The organism is Micromonospora sp. WMMD737 (genome assembly GCF_049179055.1).
Classification (GTDB): domain Bacteria; phylum Actinomycetota; class Actinomycetes; order Mycobacteriales; family Micromonosporaceae; genus Micromonospora; species Micromonospora reichwaldensis.
Genome location: NZ_JBMHMH010000001.1, coordinates 2,641,635 through 2,661,603, shown reverse-complemented (window position 1 = coordinate 2,661,603; position 19,969 = coordinate 2,641,635). Strand labels below are relative to the sequence as shown.

The following is a 19,969-nucleotide window of genomic DNA, read 5'->3' as shown; positions in this document are numbered from 1 at the left end:
GATGCGTAGCGCGGTCGTGGTCGGCGCCGGGATCGGCGGCCTCGCGGTCGCCGGCGCGCTGGCCCGCTCCGGCTGGCGGGTCACCCTGCTGGAGCGTGCCGACCGCGTCCGCCCCGAGCCGACCGCCGTGGCGCTCTGGCCCAACGGCGTACGCGCGCTGCGCGCCCTGGGCCTCGGCGCCGGCCTGGAGGCGATCGCCACGGGGCTGCCCGACGGCGGGGTGCGCCGCCCGGACGGGCACTGGCTGGTGCAGCCCCGCCCCACGCCGGCCGACCGGATGCCGGTGGTGGTGCACCGGGAGGACCTGCACGACGCGCTCATCGCCGGCCTGGGCGACGAGGTCGAGCTGCGCACCGGGGTGACCGTGCGGACGGTGCGCGCCGTCTCCGGGGAACGCCCCTCGGTCGGCGACGGCCGGCACACCATCGAAGCCGACCTGGTCGTCGCCGCCGACGGCACCGACAGTGCGCTGCGCCGGCAACTCGCCCCCGAGTCCGGCGTGGTCAGCTCCGGCTGCGCCGCCTGGCGGGCGGTGATCCCCTGGTACCGGGCCCCGAAGCTGCCCGCCGACCGGCCCGTCGGCGGCGAGGTGCTCGGTGCCGGCTACCGCTTCGTGTCGGCCTCGCTCGGCGAGCGCGGCTCCTCCGGCGGCTCCAGCCGGGGCGGCATCTACTGGGTCGCCACCGCCGTCGGCGCGCCCCGCCCGGAGCCGCCGGAGACCCAGCTCGCCCTGCTCCGCCGCTGGTACGCGGGCTGGCCGGCGCCGATCGCCGACCTGCTCGACGCCACCGACCCGGCGGACCTGGTGCAGCAGGAGATCCGCGAGCTGCGGCCGCTGCCGAGGTCGTACGGCTTCCCGACCGGCCCGGGCGGGGTGGTGCTGCTCGGCGACGCCGCCCACGCCATGCCGCCGCACCTCGGGCAGGGCGCCTGCCTCGCCTTCGAGGACGCCGCCACCCTCGCCTCGCTGCTGCGCGAGTCCCGCCTGCCCGACGCGGTGGTCGCGTACGACCGGGTGCGCCGGCCCCGGGCGGCGACGGTGGTCCGGCAGACCCGCCGGATGTCGGCGGTGCTGAAGGCCCGGGGCCCCCTCGCGCTGCGCGCCCGCGACGTGGCCCTGGGCGCCCTGAGCCCTCGCCTGCTCTCCACGGCCGCCACCACGGCCGCCCAGTGGCGCCCCCCAACCTGACCCCCCACCCCCCCACCCCCCACCCCGCTGCCGATCATGCAGTTGTGGTGGGGGATAAAAGCCGTTAAGCGGGTTGAACCGGGCGCCACAACTGCATGATCGACGCGCCCGAGGGCGGGGGCGGGGGCGGGGGGCAGGGTGGGGCGGGGTGGGTCAGGGGGTTACCGGGGTGGGTTCGGCGATGCAGGCGGTGCCGATGCGGCGGAAGCCGACGCGCAGGTAGACCCGGGCGATGTCCTCGCTGCCCGCCGAGAGGAAGACCAGGTCGGTGCCGGCGGCCAGCAGCTCGCGGGCCAGCGTGGCGGTGACCGCCGCGCCCAGGCCCCGGCGGCGGGCGGCCGGCAGGGTGGCCACGCCGGCGATCTCGGCGACGTCGCCGACGCGCATCGCCATCCCACTGGCCAGCGCGCCCTCGGCGGGCGTCTCCGCCAGCACGGACAGGCGCCGGCCGTCCGCGACGCGGGTCCGTTCCTCGTCGAGCGCCGCCTCGTCCAACTCGGCCATCGCGGCGTCGCGCTGCGCGGTGCCGGCCTCGCCGGGTTCGGTGCCGGCCGCGGAGAACCCGACGGCGGCGACCGCCCGCCGCGCCGCCACGTCCGCCGCGAAGTCGGGCGCCGCCGGGTCGAGCATCCGCAGCGGTACGTCCGTGAGGGTGCCCGGGTCGGGCAGGGCGGCCGGGTCGAGCACCATCAGCGGCGCCTCCAGCACCGCCAGCCCCGCCGAGCGGGCCACGGCCAGCAGGTCGGGGGTGGTCTCGTGCACCCATTCGACGGCCTCGGGCAGGCCGAGTTCGCGCTGCCGCTCGCGTACGGCAGTGATGTCCGCCAGCGACGGCGCATTGGTGGCGTCGAGCCGGGGCCGGGCGTAGAACGGCCAGCCGGCGCCTTCCCTGACGAACAGTACGAGCGGGCCGTACTCCTCCGTACGCGCCGCGTCCCGGGGCACCGCGTCGTAGAAATGCTCCAACCGGCCGAACAGGTCCCTGTCAAGAGAATCCACCGCGCGAGACTACACGTCCCAGAGTCTGGAAGGTGTGATCAATCTGCACTGGCCTTGCGCTCCGGACCCTAACGTAGACTCAATAGACCCTTGAGGGCCGACGTCGTCCCGATCGAGATCCACCCTGAGCGACGACAGGAGGCCCGGTGGCCTTTCCGTACCCTCACAGCAGCCCGAAGCAGGCCCCGCACCTCGGCCCGGGAGCGCCCGCGGCCGGGCTCTACGACCCCGCGCAGGAGCACGACGCCTGCGGTGTGGCCTTCGTGGCGGACCTGCACGGGCGGCGCTCGCACGCGGTCGTGGTCAACGGCCTCGACGCGCTCTGCCGGCTGGACCACCGGGGAGCCCGAGGCGCGGAACCCAACACCGGCGACGGCGCGGGCATCATGATCCAGATTCCGGACGCGTTCCTGCGCGCGGTGGTGGACTTCCCGCTGCCGCCCGCCGGCGAGTACGCCACCGGCCTGGTCTTCCTTCCCGACGACGACGACGCCGAGGCCCGCGCGCGCCGCGTGGTGGAGAAGTACGCGCTGGTCGAGGGGGCCGACGTGCTCGGCTGGCGGGACGTGCCGGTCGACCCGGGCGGCCTCGGCGAGACCGCCCTCGCGGCGATGCCCCGGGTGCGGCAGCTCTTCCTCGCCGCGCGCCGGCTCACGGGCTCGGCTGCCGGGCCGGCCGGGTCGCCGCTGGGCGGTGTCGAGCTGGAGCGGGTCGCGTTCTGCGTGCGCAAGCAGGCCGAGCGGGAGAGCGCCGAGCGGGGCGTGCCGGCCTACTTCCCGTCGCTGTCCGGGCGGACCATGGTGTTCAAGGGCATGCTCACCCCCGACCAGCTCCCGGCGTTCTATCCGGAGCTGTCCGACGCGCGGGTGGAGAGCGCGATCGCGCTGGTGCACTCCCGGTTCTCCACCAACACGTTCCCGTCCTGGCCGCTGGCGCACCCGTACCGGCTCATCGCGCACAACGGCGAGATCAACACGATCCGGGGCAACCGGAACTGGATGCAGGCCCGCGAGGCGCTGCTGCGTACCCCGAACCTGCCGGGCAACATCCGCCGGGTCTTCCCGGTCTGCACCCCGGCCGCCTCCGACTCGGCGAACTTCGACGAGGTCCTCGAACTGCTGCACCTGGCCGGGCGGAGCCTGCCGCACGCGGTGCTGATGATGATCCCGGAGGCGTGGGAGAACGACCCCGACATGGCGGCCGACAAGCGCGCCTTCTACCGCTTCCACGCGAGCCTGATGGAGCCGTGGGACGGGCCGGCCTCGGTCGCCTTCACCGACGGCGAGGTCGTCGGCGCCGTGCTGGACCGCAACGGGCTGCGCCCCGGCCGCTGGTGGCGTACGGACGACGGGCTCGTGGTGCTCGGCAGCGAGGCGGGCGTGCTCGACCTCGACCCGGCCCGGGTGGTCGCCAAGGGCCGCCTCCAGCCGGGCAAGATGTTCCTGGTCGACACCGTCGCCGGCCGCATCGTGCACGACGAGGAGATCAAGGCGGAGCTGGCGGCCGAGCAGCCGTACGCCGACTGGCTGCACGCCGGCCTGATCGAGCTGACCGACCTGCCCCCGCGCCGGCACACCGTCTACACCCACGACTCCGTACGCCGCCGCCAGCAGACCTTCGGCTACACCGAGGAGGAGCTGAAGATCCTGCTCGCGCCGATGGCGCGCACGGGCGCCGAGCCGCTCGGCTCGATGGGCACCGACACCCCGATCGCCCCGCTCTCCACCCGGCCGCGGCTGCTCTACGACTACTTCCACCAGCTCTTCGCGCAGGTCACCAACCCGCCGCTGGACGCCATCCGCGAGGAGCTGGTGACCAGCCTGGCGTCCACCATCGGGCCGGAGGGCAACCTGCTCGACCCGGGCCCGGCGAGCTGCCGGCAGATCGTGCTGCCGTACCCGGTGATCGACAACGACGAGCTGGCGAAGATCCTCAGCATCGACGAGGACGGCAACCTGCCCGGGTTCAAGGCGGTCCGGGTCTCCGGGCTCTACCGGGTCCGGGAGGGCGGCGCCGGGATCAAGGCCCGCCTGACGGAGATCTGCCGGCACGTCTCCGAGGCGATCGAGGACGGCGTACGCATCCTGGTGCTGTCGGACCGGGACTCCAACGCCGACCTCGCCCCCATCCCGTCGCTGCTGCTCACCGCCGCCGTGCACCAGCACCTCGTGCGCGAGCAGACCCGCACCCAGGTGGCGTTGATCGTCGAGTCCGGCGACTGCCGCGAGGTGCACCACGCGGCGGTGCTGATCGGCTACGGCGCGGCGGCGGTGAATCCGTACCTGGCGTTCGAGTCGGTGGAGGACATGATCTCCACCGGGGCGCTGGTCGGCGTGGAACCCGCGAAGGCCGTGCGCAACTACGTCAAGGGCCTCGGCAAGGGCGTCCTGAAGATCATGTCCAAGATGGGCATCTCGACGGTGTCGTCGTACTGCGGGGCGCAGGTCTTCGAGGCCGTCGGGCTGGACGCCAAGCTGGTCCAGCGCTACTTCCGGGGCACCCCGAGCAAGATCGGCGGGATCGGGCTGGACGGCATCCACGCCGAGGTCGCCGCCCGGCACGCCGTGGCCTGGCCGGCGCCGGGCGCCGTGGCGTCCGACCGGCTGGAGGTCGGCGGCGAGTACCAGTGGCGCCGCGAGGGCGAGCTGCACCTGTTCAACCCGGAGACGGTCTTCCTGCTCCAGCACGCCACCCGCAGCCGCCAGTACGACGTCTTCCGCCAGTACACGGCCAAGGTCGACGAGCTGGCCGCGGCGGCCGGCTCGCTGCGCGGGCTGTTCACCCTGCGTACGGGCGTGCGGCCCCCGGTGCCCCTCGACGAGGTCGAGCCGGCCACCGAGATCGTCAAGCGGTTCGCCACCGGCGCCATGTCGTACGGGTCGATCTCGGCGGAGGCGCACGAGACCCTCGCCATCGCGATGAATCGCCTCGGCGGCAAGTCCAACACCGGCGAGGGCGGCGAGGACGTCGACCGGCTGCACGACCCGGCCCGCCGCTCCGCCGTGAAGCAGATCGCCAGCGGCCGGTTCGGGGTGACCAGCGAATACCTGGTCAACGCCGACGACCTCCAGATCAAGATGGCGCAGGGCGCCAAGCCGGGCGAGGGCGGGCAGCTGCCCGGCAACAAGGTCTGGCCGTGGATCGCCCGTACCCGGCACGCCACCCCGGGCGTCGGCCTGATCTCCCCGCCGCCGCACCACGACATCTACTCCATCGAGGACCTCGCGCAGCTCGTCCACGACCTGAAGTGCGTCAACCCGTCCGCCCGGGTGCACGTCAAGCTCGTCAGCGAGGTCGGCGTCGGCACCGTCGCGGCGGGCGTGGCGAAGCTCAAGGCCGACGTCATCCTGATCTCGGGCCACGACGGCGGCACCGGCGCGTCCCCGCTGAACTCGCTCAAGCACGCCGGCACCCCGTGGGAGCTGGGCCTGGCCGAGGCGCAGCAGACGCTGCTGCTCAACAAGCTGCGCGACCGGGTGACCGTGCAGGTCGACGGGCAGCTCAAGACCGGCCGCGACGTGCTGGTCGCCGCGCTGCTCGGCGCCGAGGAGTTCGGCTTCGCCACCGCGCCGCTGATCGTCGAGGGCTGCGTCATGATGCGCGTCTGCCACCTCGACACCTGCCCGGTCGGCATCGCCACCCAGAACCCGGTGCTGCGGGAACGCTTCACCGGCCGGCCGGAGTTCGTGGAGAACTTCTTCCTCTTCCTCGCCGAGGAGGTCCGCGGCTACCTGGCCGAGCTGGGCCTGCGGTCGATCGAGGAGGCCATCGGGCAGGCCGAGCTGCTCGACGTGGCCCCGGCGATCGCGCACTGGAAGGCCGGCGGGCTGGACCTGACGCCCGTGCTGCACCTGCCGGAGCTGCCGGCCGGGGCCGCGCGCCGGGGCGTACGGGCCCAGGACCACGGGTTGGAGCTGGCGCTGGACAACGAGCTGATCGCCCTGGCCGGGCCCGCGCTGGCCGACGGTACGCCGGTGCGGGTGGAGGTGGCGGTGCGCAACGAGCACCGCAGCGTCGGCGCGATGCTCGGCGGCGAGGTGACCCGCCGCTTCGGCGGGGTCGGCCTGCCCGCCGACACGATCGAGTTCACGCTGCGTGGCACCGCCGGCCAGTCGTTCGGCGCGTTCCTGCCGGGCGGGGTCACCCTCCGGCTGCACGGCGACGCCAACGACTACGTGGGCAAGGGCCTCTCCGGCGGCCGGCTCGTCGTGCGGCCCGACGCCGCCGCCCCCTTCCTCGACGGCGAGGCCGAGCCGGGGCAGCGGGCCGAGGACCAGACCATCGCCGGCAACACCATCCTCTACGGGGCCACCGCGGGCGAGCTGTTCCTGCGCGGCCGGGTGGGGGAGCGGTTCGCCGTACGCAACTCGGGCGCGGTGGCCGTCGTCGAGGGCGTCGGTGACCACGGCTGCGAGTACATGACCGGCGGGACCGTGGTGGTGCTGGGCCCGACCGGCCGCAACTTCGCCGCCGGCATGTCCGGCGGCATGGCCTTCGTGCACCGGCTGGACCGCCGCCGGGTCAACGCGGAGCTGGTCGACCTGGCGCCGCTGTCCGGGGAGGAGCAGGCGGTGCTGCACGAGCTGGTGCAGCGGCACTTCGCCGAGACCGACTCGGCGGTCGCCGAGGGGCTGCTCAAGCGCTGGCCGGAAGCGGTGGCGGAGTTCACCGCCGTGGTGCCCCGGGACTACCGCCGGGTGCTGGAGATCATGCGGGCCGCCGAAGCCGCCGGCCGCGACGTCGACGACGCGGTGATGAGCGCACTCTCCGTGCCCGCCGCGAAGTCCGTGCCGACCCTGCCCGCCCCGCGGGTGACGGTCCAGGAGGTGGCTCGTGCCTGACCCGAACGGTTTCCTGCGCTACGACCGGCGGCTGCCCGCGCGCCGCCCGGTGCCGGTGCGGATCAGCGACTGGCGCGAGGTGTACCCGCCGGCAGGCGAGGAGCTCATCCGCGAGCAGGCCACCCGCTGCATGGACTGCGGCATCCCGTTCTGCCACGACGGCTGCCCGCTGGGCAACCGCATCCCGGACTGGAACGACCTGGTCCGCACCGGGACCTGGGACGCCGCTGTCGAGTCGCTGCACGCCACCAACAACTTCCCCGAGTTCACCGGCCGGCTCTGCCCGGCGCCCTGCGAGGCGGCCTGCGTGCTCGGCATCGGTGGCGGGCAGCCGGTCACCATCAAGCAGGTCGAGGTGGAGATCGCCGACGCGGCCGTCGCCCGGGGCGGCCTGCAGCCGCGTCCGGCGCCGGCGCCGACGGGCCGCTCGGTCGCCGTGGTCGGCTCCGGGCCCGCCGGTCTCGCCGCCGCGCAGCAGCTCGCCCGCGCCGGTCACGCCGTCACGGTGTACGAGCGCGACGACGCGATCGGCGGCCTCCTGCGGTACGGCATCCCCGACTTCAAGCTGGAGAAGGTCCACATCGACCGGCGCCTGGCCCAGCTCACCGCCGAGGGGGTGCGCTTCCGCACCGGGGTGAACGTCGGCGTCGACGTCACCGCCGAGCAGTTGCGCGCCGAGCACGACGCGGTGCTGCTCGCCTGCGGCGCGCTGCGGGGCCGCGACACCCCCGAGACGCCGGGTCGCGGGCTGCGCGGCGTACACCAGGCGATGGACCACCTCGTCGCGGCCAACCGGGTGGTCGCCGCGGCGGCCGGCGGCCGACCCGACACGGCGGTGCTGCCCGACGGCGACCCGATCGACGCGGCCGGCAAGCACATCGTGATCATCGGTGGCGGCGACACGGCGGCGGACTGCCTGGGCGTGGCGCACCGCCAGGGCGCGGCCGGCGTACACCAGTTGGACCTCTACCCGCAGCCGCCGCAGGCGCGCGACGAGGCCCGGGACCCGTGGCCCACGTGGCCGTGGCTGCTGCGCAGCTACCCGGCGCACGAGGAGGGCGGCGAGCGGGTCTTCGCCGTCGCGGTCCAGGAGTTCGTCGACGACGGCACCGGCCAGGTGCGGGCGGTGCGGATCGCCGAGGTGACCGTGGAGAAGCGCGACGGCCGGCGCATCGTCACCCCGCTGCCCGGCTCGGAGCGGGAGTTGCCGGCCGACCTGGTGCTGCTGGCGATCGGCTTCGAGGGCACCGAGGAGCAGCCGCTGCTCGACCAGCTCGGGGTCGGCCGCAACGCCCGTGGCGCGATCGACGCCCGGCCCGACTGGCAGACCGGCACCGACGGCGTCTTCGTCGCCGGCGACATGCACCGGGGGGCCTCGCTGATCGTCTGGGCGATCGCCGAGGGCCGCGCCGCGGCCGCCGCCATCCACGCCCACCTGGGCGGGACGGGCGCCCTGCCGGCCCCGGTGGACCCGGCCCGCCAACCCCTGGCCGCGCGCTGAGCCCATCGCCCGCGACCGCCGGTGCCCGCCCGGAGACCCGGGCGGGCACCGGCGTACCGCTCAGCGGGTCAGGAGCTGGTGCGACTCGCGGAGCTTGGTCCAGGACTTCGGCTCGGCCGGCGGGCCGGCCTTGCGGGCCGCGCCGGCCACCTCCGGCCGACCGGGGGTGAGCAGCCAGGTGGTGAAGAAGTCGTCCAGGTCCAGACCGGAGATCCGTTCGGCCAGGGCCTGGAACTGGGCGGTGGTGGCGTTGCCGTGCCGGTGCGCGGCCGTCCAGGCCGGCAGGAGCGCGAAGAACGCCTCGTCGCCGATGGCCAGCCGCAGCTGGTGCACGGTCATCGCGCCCCGGTCGTAGACCGCGGCGTCGAAGATCCTGCCCGGTCCGGGCGCGCCGGGCGGCACCTGCCAGAACCCGTCGTCGGCCGGGTAGCTGGCGTACGTGAAGTCGAACAGCTCCTGCGCGGTGCCCTCGCCCTGCTCCTCCGACCAGAGCCACTCCGCGTACGAGGCGAAGCCCTCGTTCAGCCAGATGTCGCTCCAGTCCGTCAGCGAGACCGAGTTGCCGAACCACTGGTGGGCCTGCTCGTGCACCACCACGTAGGTGTTGGCGCCCCGGCGCCAGAAGCCCGGCCCGTACACCGGGCGGGTCTGCGTCTCCAGGGCGAAGCCGATGCCGTCGACGGGCCCGGCCACGCCGCCCTGCGCCTCGAAGGGGTACGGCCCGAAGATCCCGCTGCACCACTCGACGACCTCGGCCGTGCGCCCGATGCTGGCCCGCGCGGCCGGCCCCAGCTCGCCGAGGCCGGCGCTGTACGCGTTGACCACCGGCTGCCCGTTCGGCGCCGTGTCGGTGACGATGTCGTACTGGCCGATGGCGAGGAAGGACAGGTAGGTGGCGGTGGGTGAGGTGGTCCGCCAGCTCCACCGGGTGCGGTCGCCCGCCTCGGCCAGCGGCGGGCGCGGCTGGACGCCGTTGCTGATCACCTCGACGCCGGTCGGCACCGAGACGGAGACGTCGAAGGTGGCCTTGTCCTGCGGGTGGTCGTTGCTGGGGTACCACCACCAGGCCGACTCCGGCTCGTTGACCACCATCGCCCCGTCGGCGGTGCGGGTCCAGCCGGTGTAGCCGCCGACCAGCGTCTCCGACGGCACGCCCGAATAGCGCACCACGATGGTGAGCTGCCTGCCGGCCGGGATCGCGCGGCGCGGGGTGACCGCCAGCTCGTGCACGCCCTCCCGGGTGGCCGTGGCCTGCCAGCCGTCGACCCGCACCGACTCGACGTCGAGCAGGAAGTCCAGGTTGAACCGGGACAGGTCCTCGGTGGCCCGGGCCAGGATCGTGGTGGTGCCGGTGAGCAGGTCTTTGGCCGGGTCGTAGCGCAGCCGGACGTCGTAGTGCTGGACGTCGTAGCCGCCGTTGCCGTAGTCGGGGAAGTAGCTGTCGCCCAGTCCCGGGCCGCCGGGTTGCGGTGCGGCGGCGGGGACGGGTCGGCCCAGGGCCGGTGGGGCGGCCTGGCCGGGGGTGCCGGCGACCAGGCCGCCGGCGGTGGTGACGGTCAGGGCGGCGATGGCCGCCGTGAGAGCGCGTCGCACGGGGTGGACTCCCTCCGTCGGGGTGTACGCACCGGCCAACCTAATCGACGATCGTGAACATGTTGGTCCCGTCGCCCGATCTGACCCATTCCATTGATCTGAATGTTTCGATAGCCTTACCGTCTGGTAACAAGCCCCGTCCCTGGCCACGCGCGCGGTCACCGGGCCCACCACCCCCTGTCCCGTGGAGGTCCCCTCATGCCCCACCGCCCGCTGGCCCGTGCCCTCGCCGCGCTGGTCGCCCTGTCCACCGCCGCCCTCGGCGCGCTGCTCGCCCCCGGCACCGCCCAGGCCGCCGCAGCCGTCAACTACGTGGCCCTCGGCGACTCCTACTCCTCCGGCGTCGGCGCCGGCCCGTACGACCCGTCCACCTGCCTGCGCAGCCAGAAGTCGTACGCCCCGCTGTGGGCCGCCGCCAACGCGGTGACCAGCTTCACGTTCCCCGCCTGCGGCGGCGCCGTCACCTCCGACGTCATCAACAACCAGGTCGGCTCCCTGAGCGCCAGCACCACCTTGGTCACCATCACCATCGGCGGCAACGACGCCGGCTTCGCCGACGTGATCACCAGCTGCCGCTTCGGCAGCACGTCGAGCTGCACCAACGCCGTCAACGAGTCGAAGGCGTTCGCCACCACCACGCTGCCGGGCCGGCTGGACGCCACGTACGCGGCCATCCGGAACCGGGCCCCGAACGCGCGGCTGATCGTGCTCGGCTACCCGCGCCTGTTCGAGACCGGCTCCTGCGGGCTGCTGGCGATGAGCACCTACAAGCGGACCATCCTCAACGAGGCCGCCGACGTGCTCGCCACCGTCATCTCCGGCCGGGCCGCCGCGGCCGGCGCCACGTTCGCCGACACCCGCCCCTACTTCGCCGGGCACGGGGTCTGCGCGGCCGACCCGTGGATCCGTGACGTCAGCGGCGTCATCGAGGCGTACCACCCCGACGCCGACGGCTACCGGTACGGCTACCTCCCGGCCCTCAACGCCGTCACCCGCTGACCGCCCCGCATGTGAGGAAGGTGCCCTTCCTATCGCCTCAGCGATAGGAAGGGCACCTTCCTCACACCTCAGCCGACGCGCCCGGCTTCGTCACTGTCCGGTGTCGCCGGTGTCCGTTAGGGTCCTTGTGGATCAGGTGGGACGACGGCGACGGGAGCGAGAAGTGGGCAGGCTCGCGTCGGCGTACGGGCAGGCGGTCGCCGCCCACCGGGCCGCCCGCGTCCACCTCGAGAACGCCCGCGCCGCGTGGCGTGCCGCGCCACCGCCCGCCCCACCGACGGCCGACCCCGACCTGGTCGCGCGGCTGGCCCGCGTCGGCGGCGCGCTCGCCGCCCCCGCCCCGGGCACCCCACTTACCGGTGCGCCCCGGCCGGTCCGCCTCGGTGAGGCGATCACCGCTGGCGGCGGATTCCCCGTGCTGGTGCCCCTCGGCGGCGGTCACCACCTGTCCGTCGACGTCGACGCCCGTGACCCGCGTGCCGCAGCGCTGCTGCGGGCCGTCGTCCTGCGGATGCTGGCCACCGCGCCGCCCGGTGGGCTGCGGGTCGCCGGGCTCGACGCCGCCGCCCTCGGGGCCACCTTCGGGCCGCTGCGCCCGCTGGTCGACGCCGGGGTGCTCGACCCGCCCGCCACCACCGAGGCGGAGGTGGCCGCGCTGCTCGACGACGCGGAGCGGCACGCCCGCGCCGCCCGCAACGGCGACCGCGTCGACCAGGAGCTGTTGCTGGTGGTGGCCGCGTCCGCCCCGTCGCCCCGGGAGGCCGCCCGGCTCGCCGCGCTCACCCACGCCGGCCCGGCCGCCGCCGTCTGCGTCCTGGTCGGCGGCTGGTCGTCCGGGCCGTCGGCCACCCCACCGCCGCCGCTGGGCACCACCACCGCGCTGCGCCTGACCCCCGACGGGTACGCCCACGTCGGCGACCCGCCCGGCGCGCCGTTCAGCGCCGACGGCAGCGGGCTGGCCGTGCCGGTGCTGCTCGACGGCGATCCGCCGCCGGCGGCCGTGTCGGCCCTCGCGGAGCACCTCGACGCCGCCGTCCGCCGCCAGGCCGCCGTGGGCTTCGCCGAGCTGCTGCCCCCGCACCGGTGGACGGAGTCCGGCCGGGCCGGCCTGCGTACCGTGGTCGGGCGCGCCGGCCGGGACGCCGTCGCGGTCGCCTTCGACGACGCCACCCCGCACTGGCTCGTCGGCGGGCGCACCGGCGGCGGCAAGACGGTCTTCCTGCTCGACGTCCTCTACGGGCTGGCCGCCCGCTACTCCCCGGCCGAGCTTCAGCTCTACCTGCTCGACTTCAAGGAGGGCGTGAGTTTCACGGAGTTCGTGCCGACCGAGCGCGACCCCGCCTGGCTGCCGCACGCCCGCGCGGTGGGCATCGAGAGCGACCGCGAGTACGGCGTCGCCGTGCTGCGCGAGCTGCGCCGCGAGCTGAACCGCCGGGCCACCCTGCTCAAGCGGCACGGCGTCACGAAGCTCGCCGACCTGCCCGCCGACGTCGCGGCCCCCCGGGTCGTGGCGGTGGTCGACGAGTTCCAGGTGCTGCTGGCCGGCCGGGACGCCATCGCCCGGGAGTCGGTGGACCTGCTGGAGGAGTTGGCCCGCAAGGGCCGCTCCTACGGGGTGCACCTGGTGCTGGCCAGCCAGAGCACGACCGGCATCGAGGCCCTCTACGGGCGGGCCGAGGCCGTCTTCGGGCAGTTCGCCCTGCGGGTGGCGCTGCCCGGCGGCGGCGGCGTGCTCGACCGCGACAACCCCTCCGCCGCCACCCTGAGCGTCGGCACGGCCGTGCTCAACACCGCCGCCGGGGCCACCGGCGCCGACACGCTCGTCCGCTTTCCCGACGCGCATGCCGAATCCGGCGTGCTGGCCCGGCTGCGCCACGAGCTGTGGCAGGCCCGCCCGGCGGGTGCCCGCCCGCCGTCGGTGTTCCGGGGCTACGAGGGGGCCCGCGTCGAGGACGACACCACGTTCGCCGGTCTGCGCCCCGGCGGCCGGCGTCCCCTGGCGCTGGTCGGCCGCACCGTCGACATGGACGGCACGTCCGCGCTGTTCATGATGGACACCAGCCCCGGCCGGCACCTGGCCGTCGTGGGCACCGCCGTCACCGCCGCCGAGGTGCTGCGCGCGGCCACCCTCAGCCTCGCCCGCCAGCACGGCCCCGGCGAGGCGCAGTTCCTGCTCGCACCCCTCGTGGCCGCCGCCGACCCGGCCGTCGACGACACCGCCGCCGCGCTCGTGGCCGCCGGCCACACCGTGGAACGCCTCGACGCGCACGCCCTGCGCGACCGGATCGTGGCGCTGGCCGCGCCCGCCGCCGCCCCGCACGCGGCGCCCGGCCCGGACACGACGGCCGGCGCGGCGGGATCCACGGGCGCGGGATCGGCCCGCAGCTATCTGGTCGTGTTCGGGATGGACGTCGCCTCCGCCGTGCTCGCCGCCGCTGATCCGGTGACGTTCCGTTCCGCCCACGAGGATCTGCGTGCCCTGCTGCGTCAGGGGCCGGGGCGGGGCGTGCACCTGCTGGGCTGGTGGCGCGGCCTGCGCCGGCTCGCCGACGACCTCGGTGGCACCCAGAACCGGGACGACGTGGCCTGTCTGGTCGCGCTGAACGTGACCGGCGCCGAGCTGGGGCTGCACCTGGGCGTGCACGATCTGGCCTACGAGCCGCGCGCCGACCGGGCGCTGCTGGTCGACCGGCACGACCAGCGGGTACGCCTCATCGTGCCGTTCACCCGCGACGGGCACCCGCCGGACGGAGAGAGCTGAGTGTCCACCTTCGAGGACTACGCGGCGCTGGCCCGCCATCTCGCCGCTCAGCGGCAGGCCGGCGAGCAGGGCGCCGCCGCCGAGTCGGCCCGCCAGCGGGACCTGCACGCCGCCGTCGACTACCTCGACCGCCGGCTCACCGCGCAGGGGCAGCGCCTCGACCAGATCGGCCACACGATCGGCAGTCCACCCCCGCCCCCCGGCCAGCCCGCCCCCGGCACCCCACCGGGCGGCCCGGTTCCGGGCGCGCCGACGTCGGGCGGGCCGGTGCCGGGCTCGCCGACGTCGGGTGGGCCGGTGGCGGCTGCGCCCACGTCGGGTGGGCCGGTGGCGGCTGCGCCCACCTTGGGCGGGCCGGTGGCGGCTGCGCCGACGTCGGGCGGCCCGTCGGCCGTCGGGGTGCCGTCGGCCGGGCGGCCCCACGGGTTGCCGCCCCCGGGGACGGGGTCGGTCGGCGGCGCAGCCGCCGTGCCGGGGCGGCCGGGGGTCGGGGCGTACCCCCAGGGGAGCCCGGGGGAGACGGCGCTGGCGGTGCCGGGCGGGGTGCCCACGCCGCGCGCCGGGGAGCTGGACCCGGTGGCGGAGCTGGAGTCGGCGCGGCGCTGGGCCGACGAGGCCGACCGGCTGGGCCAGCAGGTCGAGCTGCTGGCCCAGCGGCCGGCGCTGCTGCCGAGCTGGTCACCGATGGCCCGGGCGCTCGCCGTCTATCTCGGCTGTGCCGGCGTCGGCGTGCTGCTGATGCTGGTCATGGTGCTCGCCTCCGGCATCGGGGCGCTCGGTCTCGGCACGCTCTACACGTGGATGTGCGCCGGGTTGCCCGCCATGTCGCTGATCGCCGGGTGGCTCATCCTCGGTCGCTGGGGCACTCCCGCCGTGGTCGTCGGCACGCCGCCGCGCTACCCCCTGCTGGGCATCCTGGTCTGCTTCCTGGCCGTCCCGCTGGCCTACTGCGGCTACCTGCTGATCTTCCGCGCCCTGCGCTGACGCCGCGCCGTCGCGCCGGGCGGCGGTCTCGGTGGCGGCGAGGAAGGCGTCCAGCTCGGCGGAGGTGAGCCCCTCGTCCTCCAGCAGCGCCAGGAGCAGCACCGTGCCGGCGGTCACCGCTGCCGCGGTGCCGGGCGGCGGCGGGCGCTCGCCCAAAGCCGCGCCGAGCAGCGTCTCCGCCAGCGTCGGGTCGACATCCACGCCGGCTTCCTCGGTGCTGTCGGCTGCGCGGCAGGCCCGCTCTGGCCTGTCGGTCGTGCCGCCTGGTGTCGGCGACGACCAGGTCGGCGGCGGCCAGATCGCCTCAGGCGAGTTGCCGCCAGGCGAGAAGTTGCTGTCCACGTCGGAGCTCTGCCAGATCCACGGCGTATCCGCGATCGTGGTGCGCAACGCGATGCTGACGCTGAAGGCCGAAGGGCTGGTCGTCGGTGTTCCCGGGGTGGGCGTCTTCGTCGTAGACGAGTGACGTCCGAACGTGTGGTGCCGCACTGCCACCGCTGAACGATCCGGGCCGCATTGTGGGAATCCCTGTAGATCTTGGCAGCTTTCGGCCCTCAGGAGGGCGACGCATTTCCAAGATCTAATCGTCGGTGTTGTCTTCAGGTGATCACGCGGTCGCGCTCAGTGCGCTGATCTCGTACTCTCCTCTGTGGTCGTGGCTCGTGCGGGGACGCGACGGTCATTCGTGGTGGATCGGGGGAGGGCACGTGAGCGCAGCGGAGATGATCGCCAGACTGGCGGCGGCGTCGCAGAAGCTGGACGAGGCCAAAGCCAAGACGGCGGCGGCTGCCCAGGATGCGGCCGAGGCGCGGCAACTCGTCGCGGGCGCGTTGCAGGGCATCGGCGCCGGACCACTGATCGGCATGATCGACTCGTATCGGGAAGCGCTCATGAGGGCTGCTCAGGGCAGTGAGCCGGCCAAGCAGCAGGTGCAGGAGACAATCGCCAAGGTGCACGCACTGGGAAACTGAGTTCGGGTGGTGGCGGCGGCACCAGTCAGCCACCCGTTGTCGCGAGACCAGTGATTCGACCGGCCATTCCCCGAAGGCTTGACGCCGGTGCTCGCGGGCAGGCCGCTCCTCCCGCTCGCCCACGCGAGCGTGTCTCCAGCGAGTCGATCGCCTGGTGGACATCAGCAACGGCGGCGGCGTATGCGACGTTCCAAGAGTTCCTGCCGCCTGTGGTGAAGGCGCTCGCCGGCACTGTCCTGGCTGCCGCCACAACTGTCGGCTCGTACAAGGCATGGCAAGCAAAGCGGAGAGATCGGAGTAGTGTCGATGAAGATCGATGACCATGTCGAGGCGCTGGTCAGATCTGTCCTAGATGCGGCGGTCCACAAGGATGCCGACCGTCTGGCTGCGGCAACGGCATCGCTCGGGGACGAGGCGACTGTGACGAAGGCTGTGGAACTCAGCCTCGCGGTGGCGGCTGCCGTGCTCTTCGAGGTGCATGAGGGGATGCCCTCGGCCGACCAGGTGACGAAGATTTCCCGCACGATCGCGGAGCAGGAACGGTGGAGCGGGATCCGAACTGCCGAGGTCGATTCCCTGCTGCGAGCGATATCGACCGGAAGCCCGGTGGTGACGGGGAATGGTCCGGATTCGGCTGCCGTTCCGTTTGTGGTCACGGCGAACCTGCTCGCCGCTGCTTCCCAGCCGAATGAGGGCGAGTGGTGGTTCAACTATCTGGACAAGGTGGAGGCGGCGATCGAGGCGGCGGGATGAGCGGGGTGTCCGAGCCGGTGACGCGTGACGGTGGGGTGCTGGACGGGTTCCACATCCGGCAGGTGCCGGGTGACATCGGCACCGAGGTTTCCGACTTCGCCAGCGAATGGGACGACGTCCGGTTCGCCACGCGGGTCTGGGAGCGGCAGACCGACGACGGTCATCAGGTCGACCTGCGCGTTCATGTCATGCGAGGCGAGCGGCTGACCGACCTCGCCGCGTTGCGCGACTTTCTCACCGAGTATCACGAGCGCGACCCTGACGACTGGCCGTTGATCGACTTCGCGCACGGTGAGTCTGCGGGACTTCGTGACGGCTCCCAGGCATTCTGGCTCGCTGAGCCTGGCGTCGCCGTCAACATGGTGTTCGCCACCGACCTGGCGGACGGAAGGCAGCTTCTGGCGGTGGCGCTCGGAGTCGTGGCGGTATCGGATCGGGATGGGCCAGTCAGCTAAGGCGTCGAACGACCGGCCGCAGCACGTCCACCGGCATCACAACCGGCCCGGCAGACGTGTGCAGGCGGCCCGCCCCGACCAGCCGGGCGGGCCGCCTGCACGGTCTCGTCAGAGACCGATCGCGGACTGCGGCCCGGCGTAGGTCTTCACGATGGTGGGGACCTGCGAGGCCGGGTCGAGCCGGTACGAGTAGAAGCTCGACGGGTTGAACGCGTCCCCGCCGGTCTGCTGCTTGCCGCTGCTGTTGACCACGATGCTGCCGCTCTGCCGCAGCTGCGCGGCGGAGTCCTTGTAGTAGGGGTCGGTCACCTTGTCGAAGTAGGTGTTCTCCAGGACCATCCGGGTCGCGCCCCGGGAGTAGTTTCCCTGCCCGGTGTTCTGCATGTAGTTGTTGTAGAGGTGGGCGTACGCCACGTTGTCCGTGCTGGGCATCCGCACCCGGTTGTCCCTGATCCAGTTGTGGTGGATGGTCATCCGGGCGGTGACGTTGGTCGTCCAGCCGATGCCGAAGGTCTTGTTGTTCTCGGCGAGGACGTTCCATGACACGGTGAGGTTCGTGGTGTCCTTGCGGCTGTCGATGAGGCCGTCGTTCATCCGGGCGATGTGGTTGTGGTCGATCCAGATCCGGTCGGCGGTGTCCATCTGGATGCCGTCGTAGTCGAAGTCCTTGTCGTCCGGGTCGTCGGACGCCATCCGGGTGTCCCGGATGGTCAGGTTCCGGATGATCACGTTGCTGGTCCCGACGCCCAGGAAGAACCCGCCGCCGACGATGTTGCCGTTCTTTCCGACCCCGACGACCGTCTTGTTGGACTTGATCGGGATCTCCTTGCCGTACGGCGTCACGTTGATCGTGCCGTTGACCCGGATGATGTGCGGGGCGCTCGCGGAGGCGTACCGCTCCAGGTCGGCCTGGGTGGTCACGGTGACGGTCGTGCCACCCGCCCCACCGGTCGTGCCGGCGGCGCCGGCGAACCCGTCCGGGCTGTTCGGGTAGGGCACCGTCGGCGGCGGGGTGGTGGGCGGCGGGGTGGAGCCGACGGGGTTGAACCGCCACTGCATCCGGGAGATGTCCGAGCAGGGCTCCTGCACGATCGGGTTGCCACCGGAGGTGGACCCGTCCTTGTTGCTGACACACAGCCCACTGGACGCACTACGGATCAGGTAGCGGTCCGTGGAAGCGGTGGACGCGGTGAACGTCCACGTCTGGTTGGGCTGCGCATGGCAACCCCACTGCCACAACTGCTCACCCGATACCGTCGACGAGTACGGCACGTCGACACACTTACCGCTGTTGCCTGAAGTGACCCCTATCGGCCGGACACCTCGATGTCTGTCAGGGACTCTTGGTGGAGCTTCTCGTAGGTGTCGGGGCTGACGTTACCCAGACGGCTGTGCCGACGGCGAGGGTTGTAGAAGCCCTCGATGTAGGAGAACACCTCCATCTCCAGTTCATGCCGCGATGGCCAGGCCCGGGTATAGACCAACTCGGTCTTGAGGGTGGCGAAGAACGACTCGGCCATGGCGTTGTCGTAGCAGTCGGCGACCGAACCCATTGAGGCCAGGACGCCGCAGGAGCGCAGGATGCGGCCGAACTCGAACGAGGTGTACTGGGCTCCGCGGTCGGAGTGGTGAACCAGCTGCTCGCGGGCGGGTCGGCGGTGCTGGATGGCCATGCCGACGGCGTCGAGGATCAGCTCGGTGCGCAGGTGATCGGCCATTGCCCACCCGACGACGCGGCGGGAGTAGGCGTCGACCACGACCGCGAGGTAGAGGAAGCCTTCCCAGGTGCGCAGGTAAGAGATGTCGGCGACCCAGAGCCGGTTCGGTGCGGTCGTGCTGAACTGCCGCTGGACCAGGTCCGGGGCGGTCGCGGTCGAGGCGGCTTTGCGGCGGGGCTTGCCGCGTCGGCGCCGGTGGGCGCCCTCGATGCCGGCCAGGCGCATCAGCCTCGCTACCGCTTTGCGGTTCCAGCGGTGGCCGCGCTCGTGCAGCTCTGCGGTCAGCCGGCGGGCGCCGTAGACGCCGCGGTGCTCCGACCAGGCCTGCCGGGTCAGCTCGACCCGGGCGTGGTCGTGGCGTTCTCTGTCGGTGGCGCGTTGCCGGCCGGCGCGTAACCACTGGTAGAAGGCGCTGTGGCCGACGCCGAGGAGCCGGCAGAGCAGACGGACCGGGTAGGTGGTCTTCTCCGCGTCGATGAACCGGTACACGTCGGCACGGTTCACCGCTCCGTCTCGCGTGCGAAGAAGACCGCGGCTTTTTTCAGGATCTCCTTCTCCAGTTCCAGCTGGGCGACCTGGCGCCGCAACCGGATCAGCTCGGCCCGCTCGTCAGCGGCCAGGTCGCTGGGCCGGCCGCCGTCGCGCTCCTGCCGCAGCCGGTCGACCCAGTTGCGCAGCGTCTCGTGGTTGACGCCCAACTCCCGACCGACGTCACGGATCGGGCGACCGGAGTCGAGCACCAATGCCGCGGCCTGGCGCCGGAACTCCTCGGGGTACTTGCTCTGTCGAGCCACAGCGTTTCCTCCTCCTCGGCAGAATGCCAAGTCAGGAGGTGTCCGGCTTCAGGGGGTCACTTCAGCCGTTGACCAGACCGAACCCACCGCTCTGCGCCACCACCCGGAACTGCTGCGCACCGACAGCCGGATCACACGCGATCTGACCCAACAACCCTCCATTGGCCGTCGACGCACCGATGACGTTCACGCACTTGCCACTCGACGCACTCGCCAACGTGTAGACACCGTTGCTGACCGGCGCCGCCGCCGACGAGGCCGACGCTCCGATGACGACGACGCCGACGAGGGCCACGGGAACTGCCGTCAGGGCCGTCATGGCGGCGGCCAGCCTGGGACGCTTGACGATCCGTTTCATGTTCACTTCTGCTCCGTTGGATGGTGGTGGTGTGGGAATGGCCGTGGGGGCGC

At 73.2% G+C, this 19,969-nt stretch carries 16 protein-coding genes; 10 read left to right on the top strand and 6 right to left on the bottom strand.

From position 1 onward, the window contains the following. Position 1: 1 nt before the first annotated feature. On the top strand, positions 2 to 1,189 hold the full coding sequence (locus tag ACN27A_RS10615) for an FAD-dependent oxidoreductase (RefSeq protein WP_151456314.1): 1,188 nt from the start codon (positions 2 to 4) through the stop codon (positions 1,187 to 1,189). 153 nt (positions 1,190 to 1,342) lie between these two features. Here ACN27A_RS10615 and ACN27A_RS10610 read toward each other — a convergent pair whose 3' ends face one another. Further along, positions 1,343 to 2,188, bottom strand: a complete 846-nt coding sequence (locus ACN27A_RS10610; RefSeq protein WP_421452012.1) for a GNAT family N-acetyltransferase — start codon at positions 2,186 to 2,188, stop codon at positions 1,343 to 1,345. Positions 2,189 to 2,334: 146 nt separating this feature from the next. On the opposite strand from ACN27A_RS10610, the gene gltB reads away from it, so the two are divergent. Beyond that, positions 2,335 to 7,029, top strand: a complete 4,695-nt coding sequence (gene gltB / locus ACN27A_RS10605; RefSeq protein ID WP_421452009.1) for a glutamate synthase large subunit — start codon at positions 2,335 to 2,337, stop codon at positions 7,027 to 7,029. Beyond that, positions 7,022 to 8,530 (top strand): glutamate synthase subunit beta, encoded by a 1,509-nt coding sequence (locus ACN27A_RS10600; protein WP_421452007.1) that lies wholly within the window; start codon positions 7,022 to 7,024, stop codon positions 8,528 to 8,530. The genes gltB and ACN27A_RS10600 overlap by 8 nt, the downstream gene beginning before the upstream one ends. Positions 8,531 to 8,590: 60 nt before the next feature. On the opposite strand, the gene ACN27A_RS10595 is transcribed toward ACN27A_RS10600, so the two are convergent. After that, positions 8,591 to 10,123 carry a M1 family metallopeptidase gene (locus ACN27A_RS10595; RefSeq protein WP_421452004.1) on the bottom strand — a complete coding sequence of 511 codons (1,533 nt, stop codon included), beginning with the start codon at positions 10,121 to 10,123 and terminating at the stop codon, positions 8,591 to 8,593. A 198-nt stretch (positions 10,124 to 10,321) separates the two neighbouring features. On the opposite strand from ACN27A_RS10595, the gene ACN27A_RS10590 reads away from it, so the two are divergent. The 7 genes from ACN27A_RS10590 (at position 10,322) to ACN27A_RS10560 (ending at position 17,046) form a co-directional block, all read left to right on the top strand. Next, complete coding sequence (locus ACN27A_RS10590; protein ID WP_132236391.1) at positions 10,322 to 11,122, top strand: SGNH/GDSL hydrolase family protein; 801 nt, start codon at positions 10,322 to 10,324, stop codon at positions 11,120 to 11,122. Between the two features lie 163 nt (positions 11,123 to 11,285). Next, positions 11,286 to 13,883 (top strand): FtsK/SpoIIIE domain-containing protein, encoded by a 2,598-nt coding sequence (locus ACN27A_RS10585; protein ID WP_421452001.1) that lies wholly within the window; start codon positions 11,286 to 11,288, stop codon positions 13,881 to 13,883. Beyond that, a complete protein-coding gene (locus tag ACN27A_RS10580; RefSeq protein WP_421451999.1) occupies positions 13,884 to 14,867 on the top strand; it encodes a hypothetical protein in 984 nt (327 codons plus the stop codon). 247 nt (positions 14,868 to 15,114) lie between these two features. Then, positions 15,115 to 15,333, top strand: a complete 219-nt coding sequence (locus ACN27A_RS10575) for a GntR family transcriptional regulator (protein WP_421458429.1) — start codon at positions 15,115 to 15,117, stop codon at positions 15,331 to 15,333. 241 nt (positions 15,334 to 15,574) lie between these two features. Beyond that, positions 15,575 to 15,838 carry a DUF6244 family protein gene (locus ACN27A_RS10570; RefSeq protein WP_091076450.1) on the top strand — a complete coding sequence of 88 codons (264 nt, stop codon included), beginning with the start codon at positions 15,575 to 15,577 and terminating at the stop codon, positions 15,836 to 15,838. 306 nt (positions 15,839 to 16,144) lie between these two features. After that, on the top strand, positions 16,145 to 16,591 hold the full coding sequence (locus ACN27A_RS10565) for a hypothetical protein (protein ID WP_421451997.1): 447 nt from the start codon (positions 16,145 to 16,147) through the stop codon (positions 16,589 to 16,591). Then, positions 16,588 to 17,046 (top strand): hypothetical protein, encoded by a 459-nt coding sequence (locus ACN27A_RS10560; protein ID WP_421451995.1) that lies wholly within the window; start codon positions 16,588 to 16,590, stop codon positions 17,044 to 17,046. Before ACN27A_RS10565 ends, ACN27A_RS10560 begins: the two co-directional genes overlap by 4 nt. Before the next feature lie 108 nt (positions 17,047 to 17,154). Here ACN27A_RS10560 and ACN27A_RS10555 read toward each other — a convergent pair whose 3' ends face one another. The 4 genes from ACN27A_RS10555 to ACN27A_RS10540 all read right to left on the bottom strand — a co-directional run bounded on the left by ACN27A_RS10555 (position 17,155) and on the right by ACN27A_RS10540 (position 19,916). Then, positions 17,155 to 18,318: an RICIN domain-containing protein gene (locus tag ACN27A_RS10555; RefSeq protein WP_421451993.1), complete on the bottom strand. Its 1,164-nt coding sequence runs from the start codon at positions 18,316 to 18,318 to the stop codon at positions 17,155 to 17,157. A gap of 35 nt (positions 18,319 to 18,353) precedes the next feature. Further along, positions 18,354 to 19,253 carry an IS3 family transposase gene (locus ACN27A_RS10550; RefSeq protein WP_421448771.1) on the bottom strand — a complete coding sequence of 300 codons (900 nt, stop codon included), beginning with the start codon at positions 19,251 to 19,253 and terminating at the stop codon, positions 18,354 to 18,356. An 11-nt stretch (positions 19,254 to 19,264) separates the two neighbouring features. Further along, the gene (locus tag ACN27A_RS10545) at positions 19,265 to 19,558 is read right to left on the bottom strand and encodes a transposase (protein ID WP_013289208.1); all 294 of its coding nucleotides are present in this window, start codon (positions 19,556 to 19,558) and stop codon (positions 19,265 to 19,267) included. 61 nt (positions 19,559 to 19,619) lie between these two features. Next, positions 19,620 to 19,916: an RICIN domain-containing protein gene (locus ACN27A_RS10540; RefSeq protein WP_421451991.1), complete on the bottom strand. Its 297-nt coding sequence runs from the start codon at positions 19,914 to 19,916 to the stop codon at positions 19,620 to 19,622. Positions 19,917 to 19,969 lie beyond the last annotated feature (53 nt).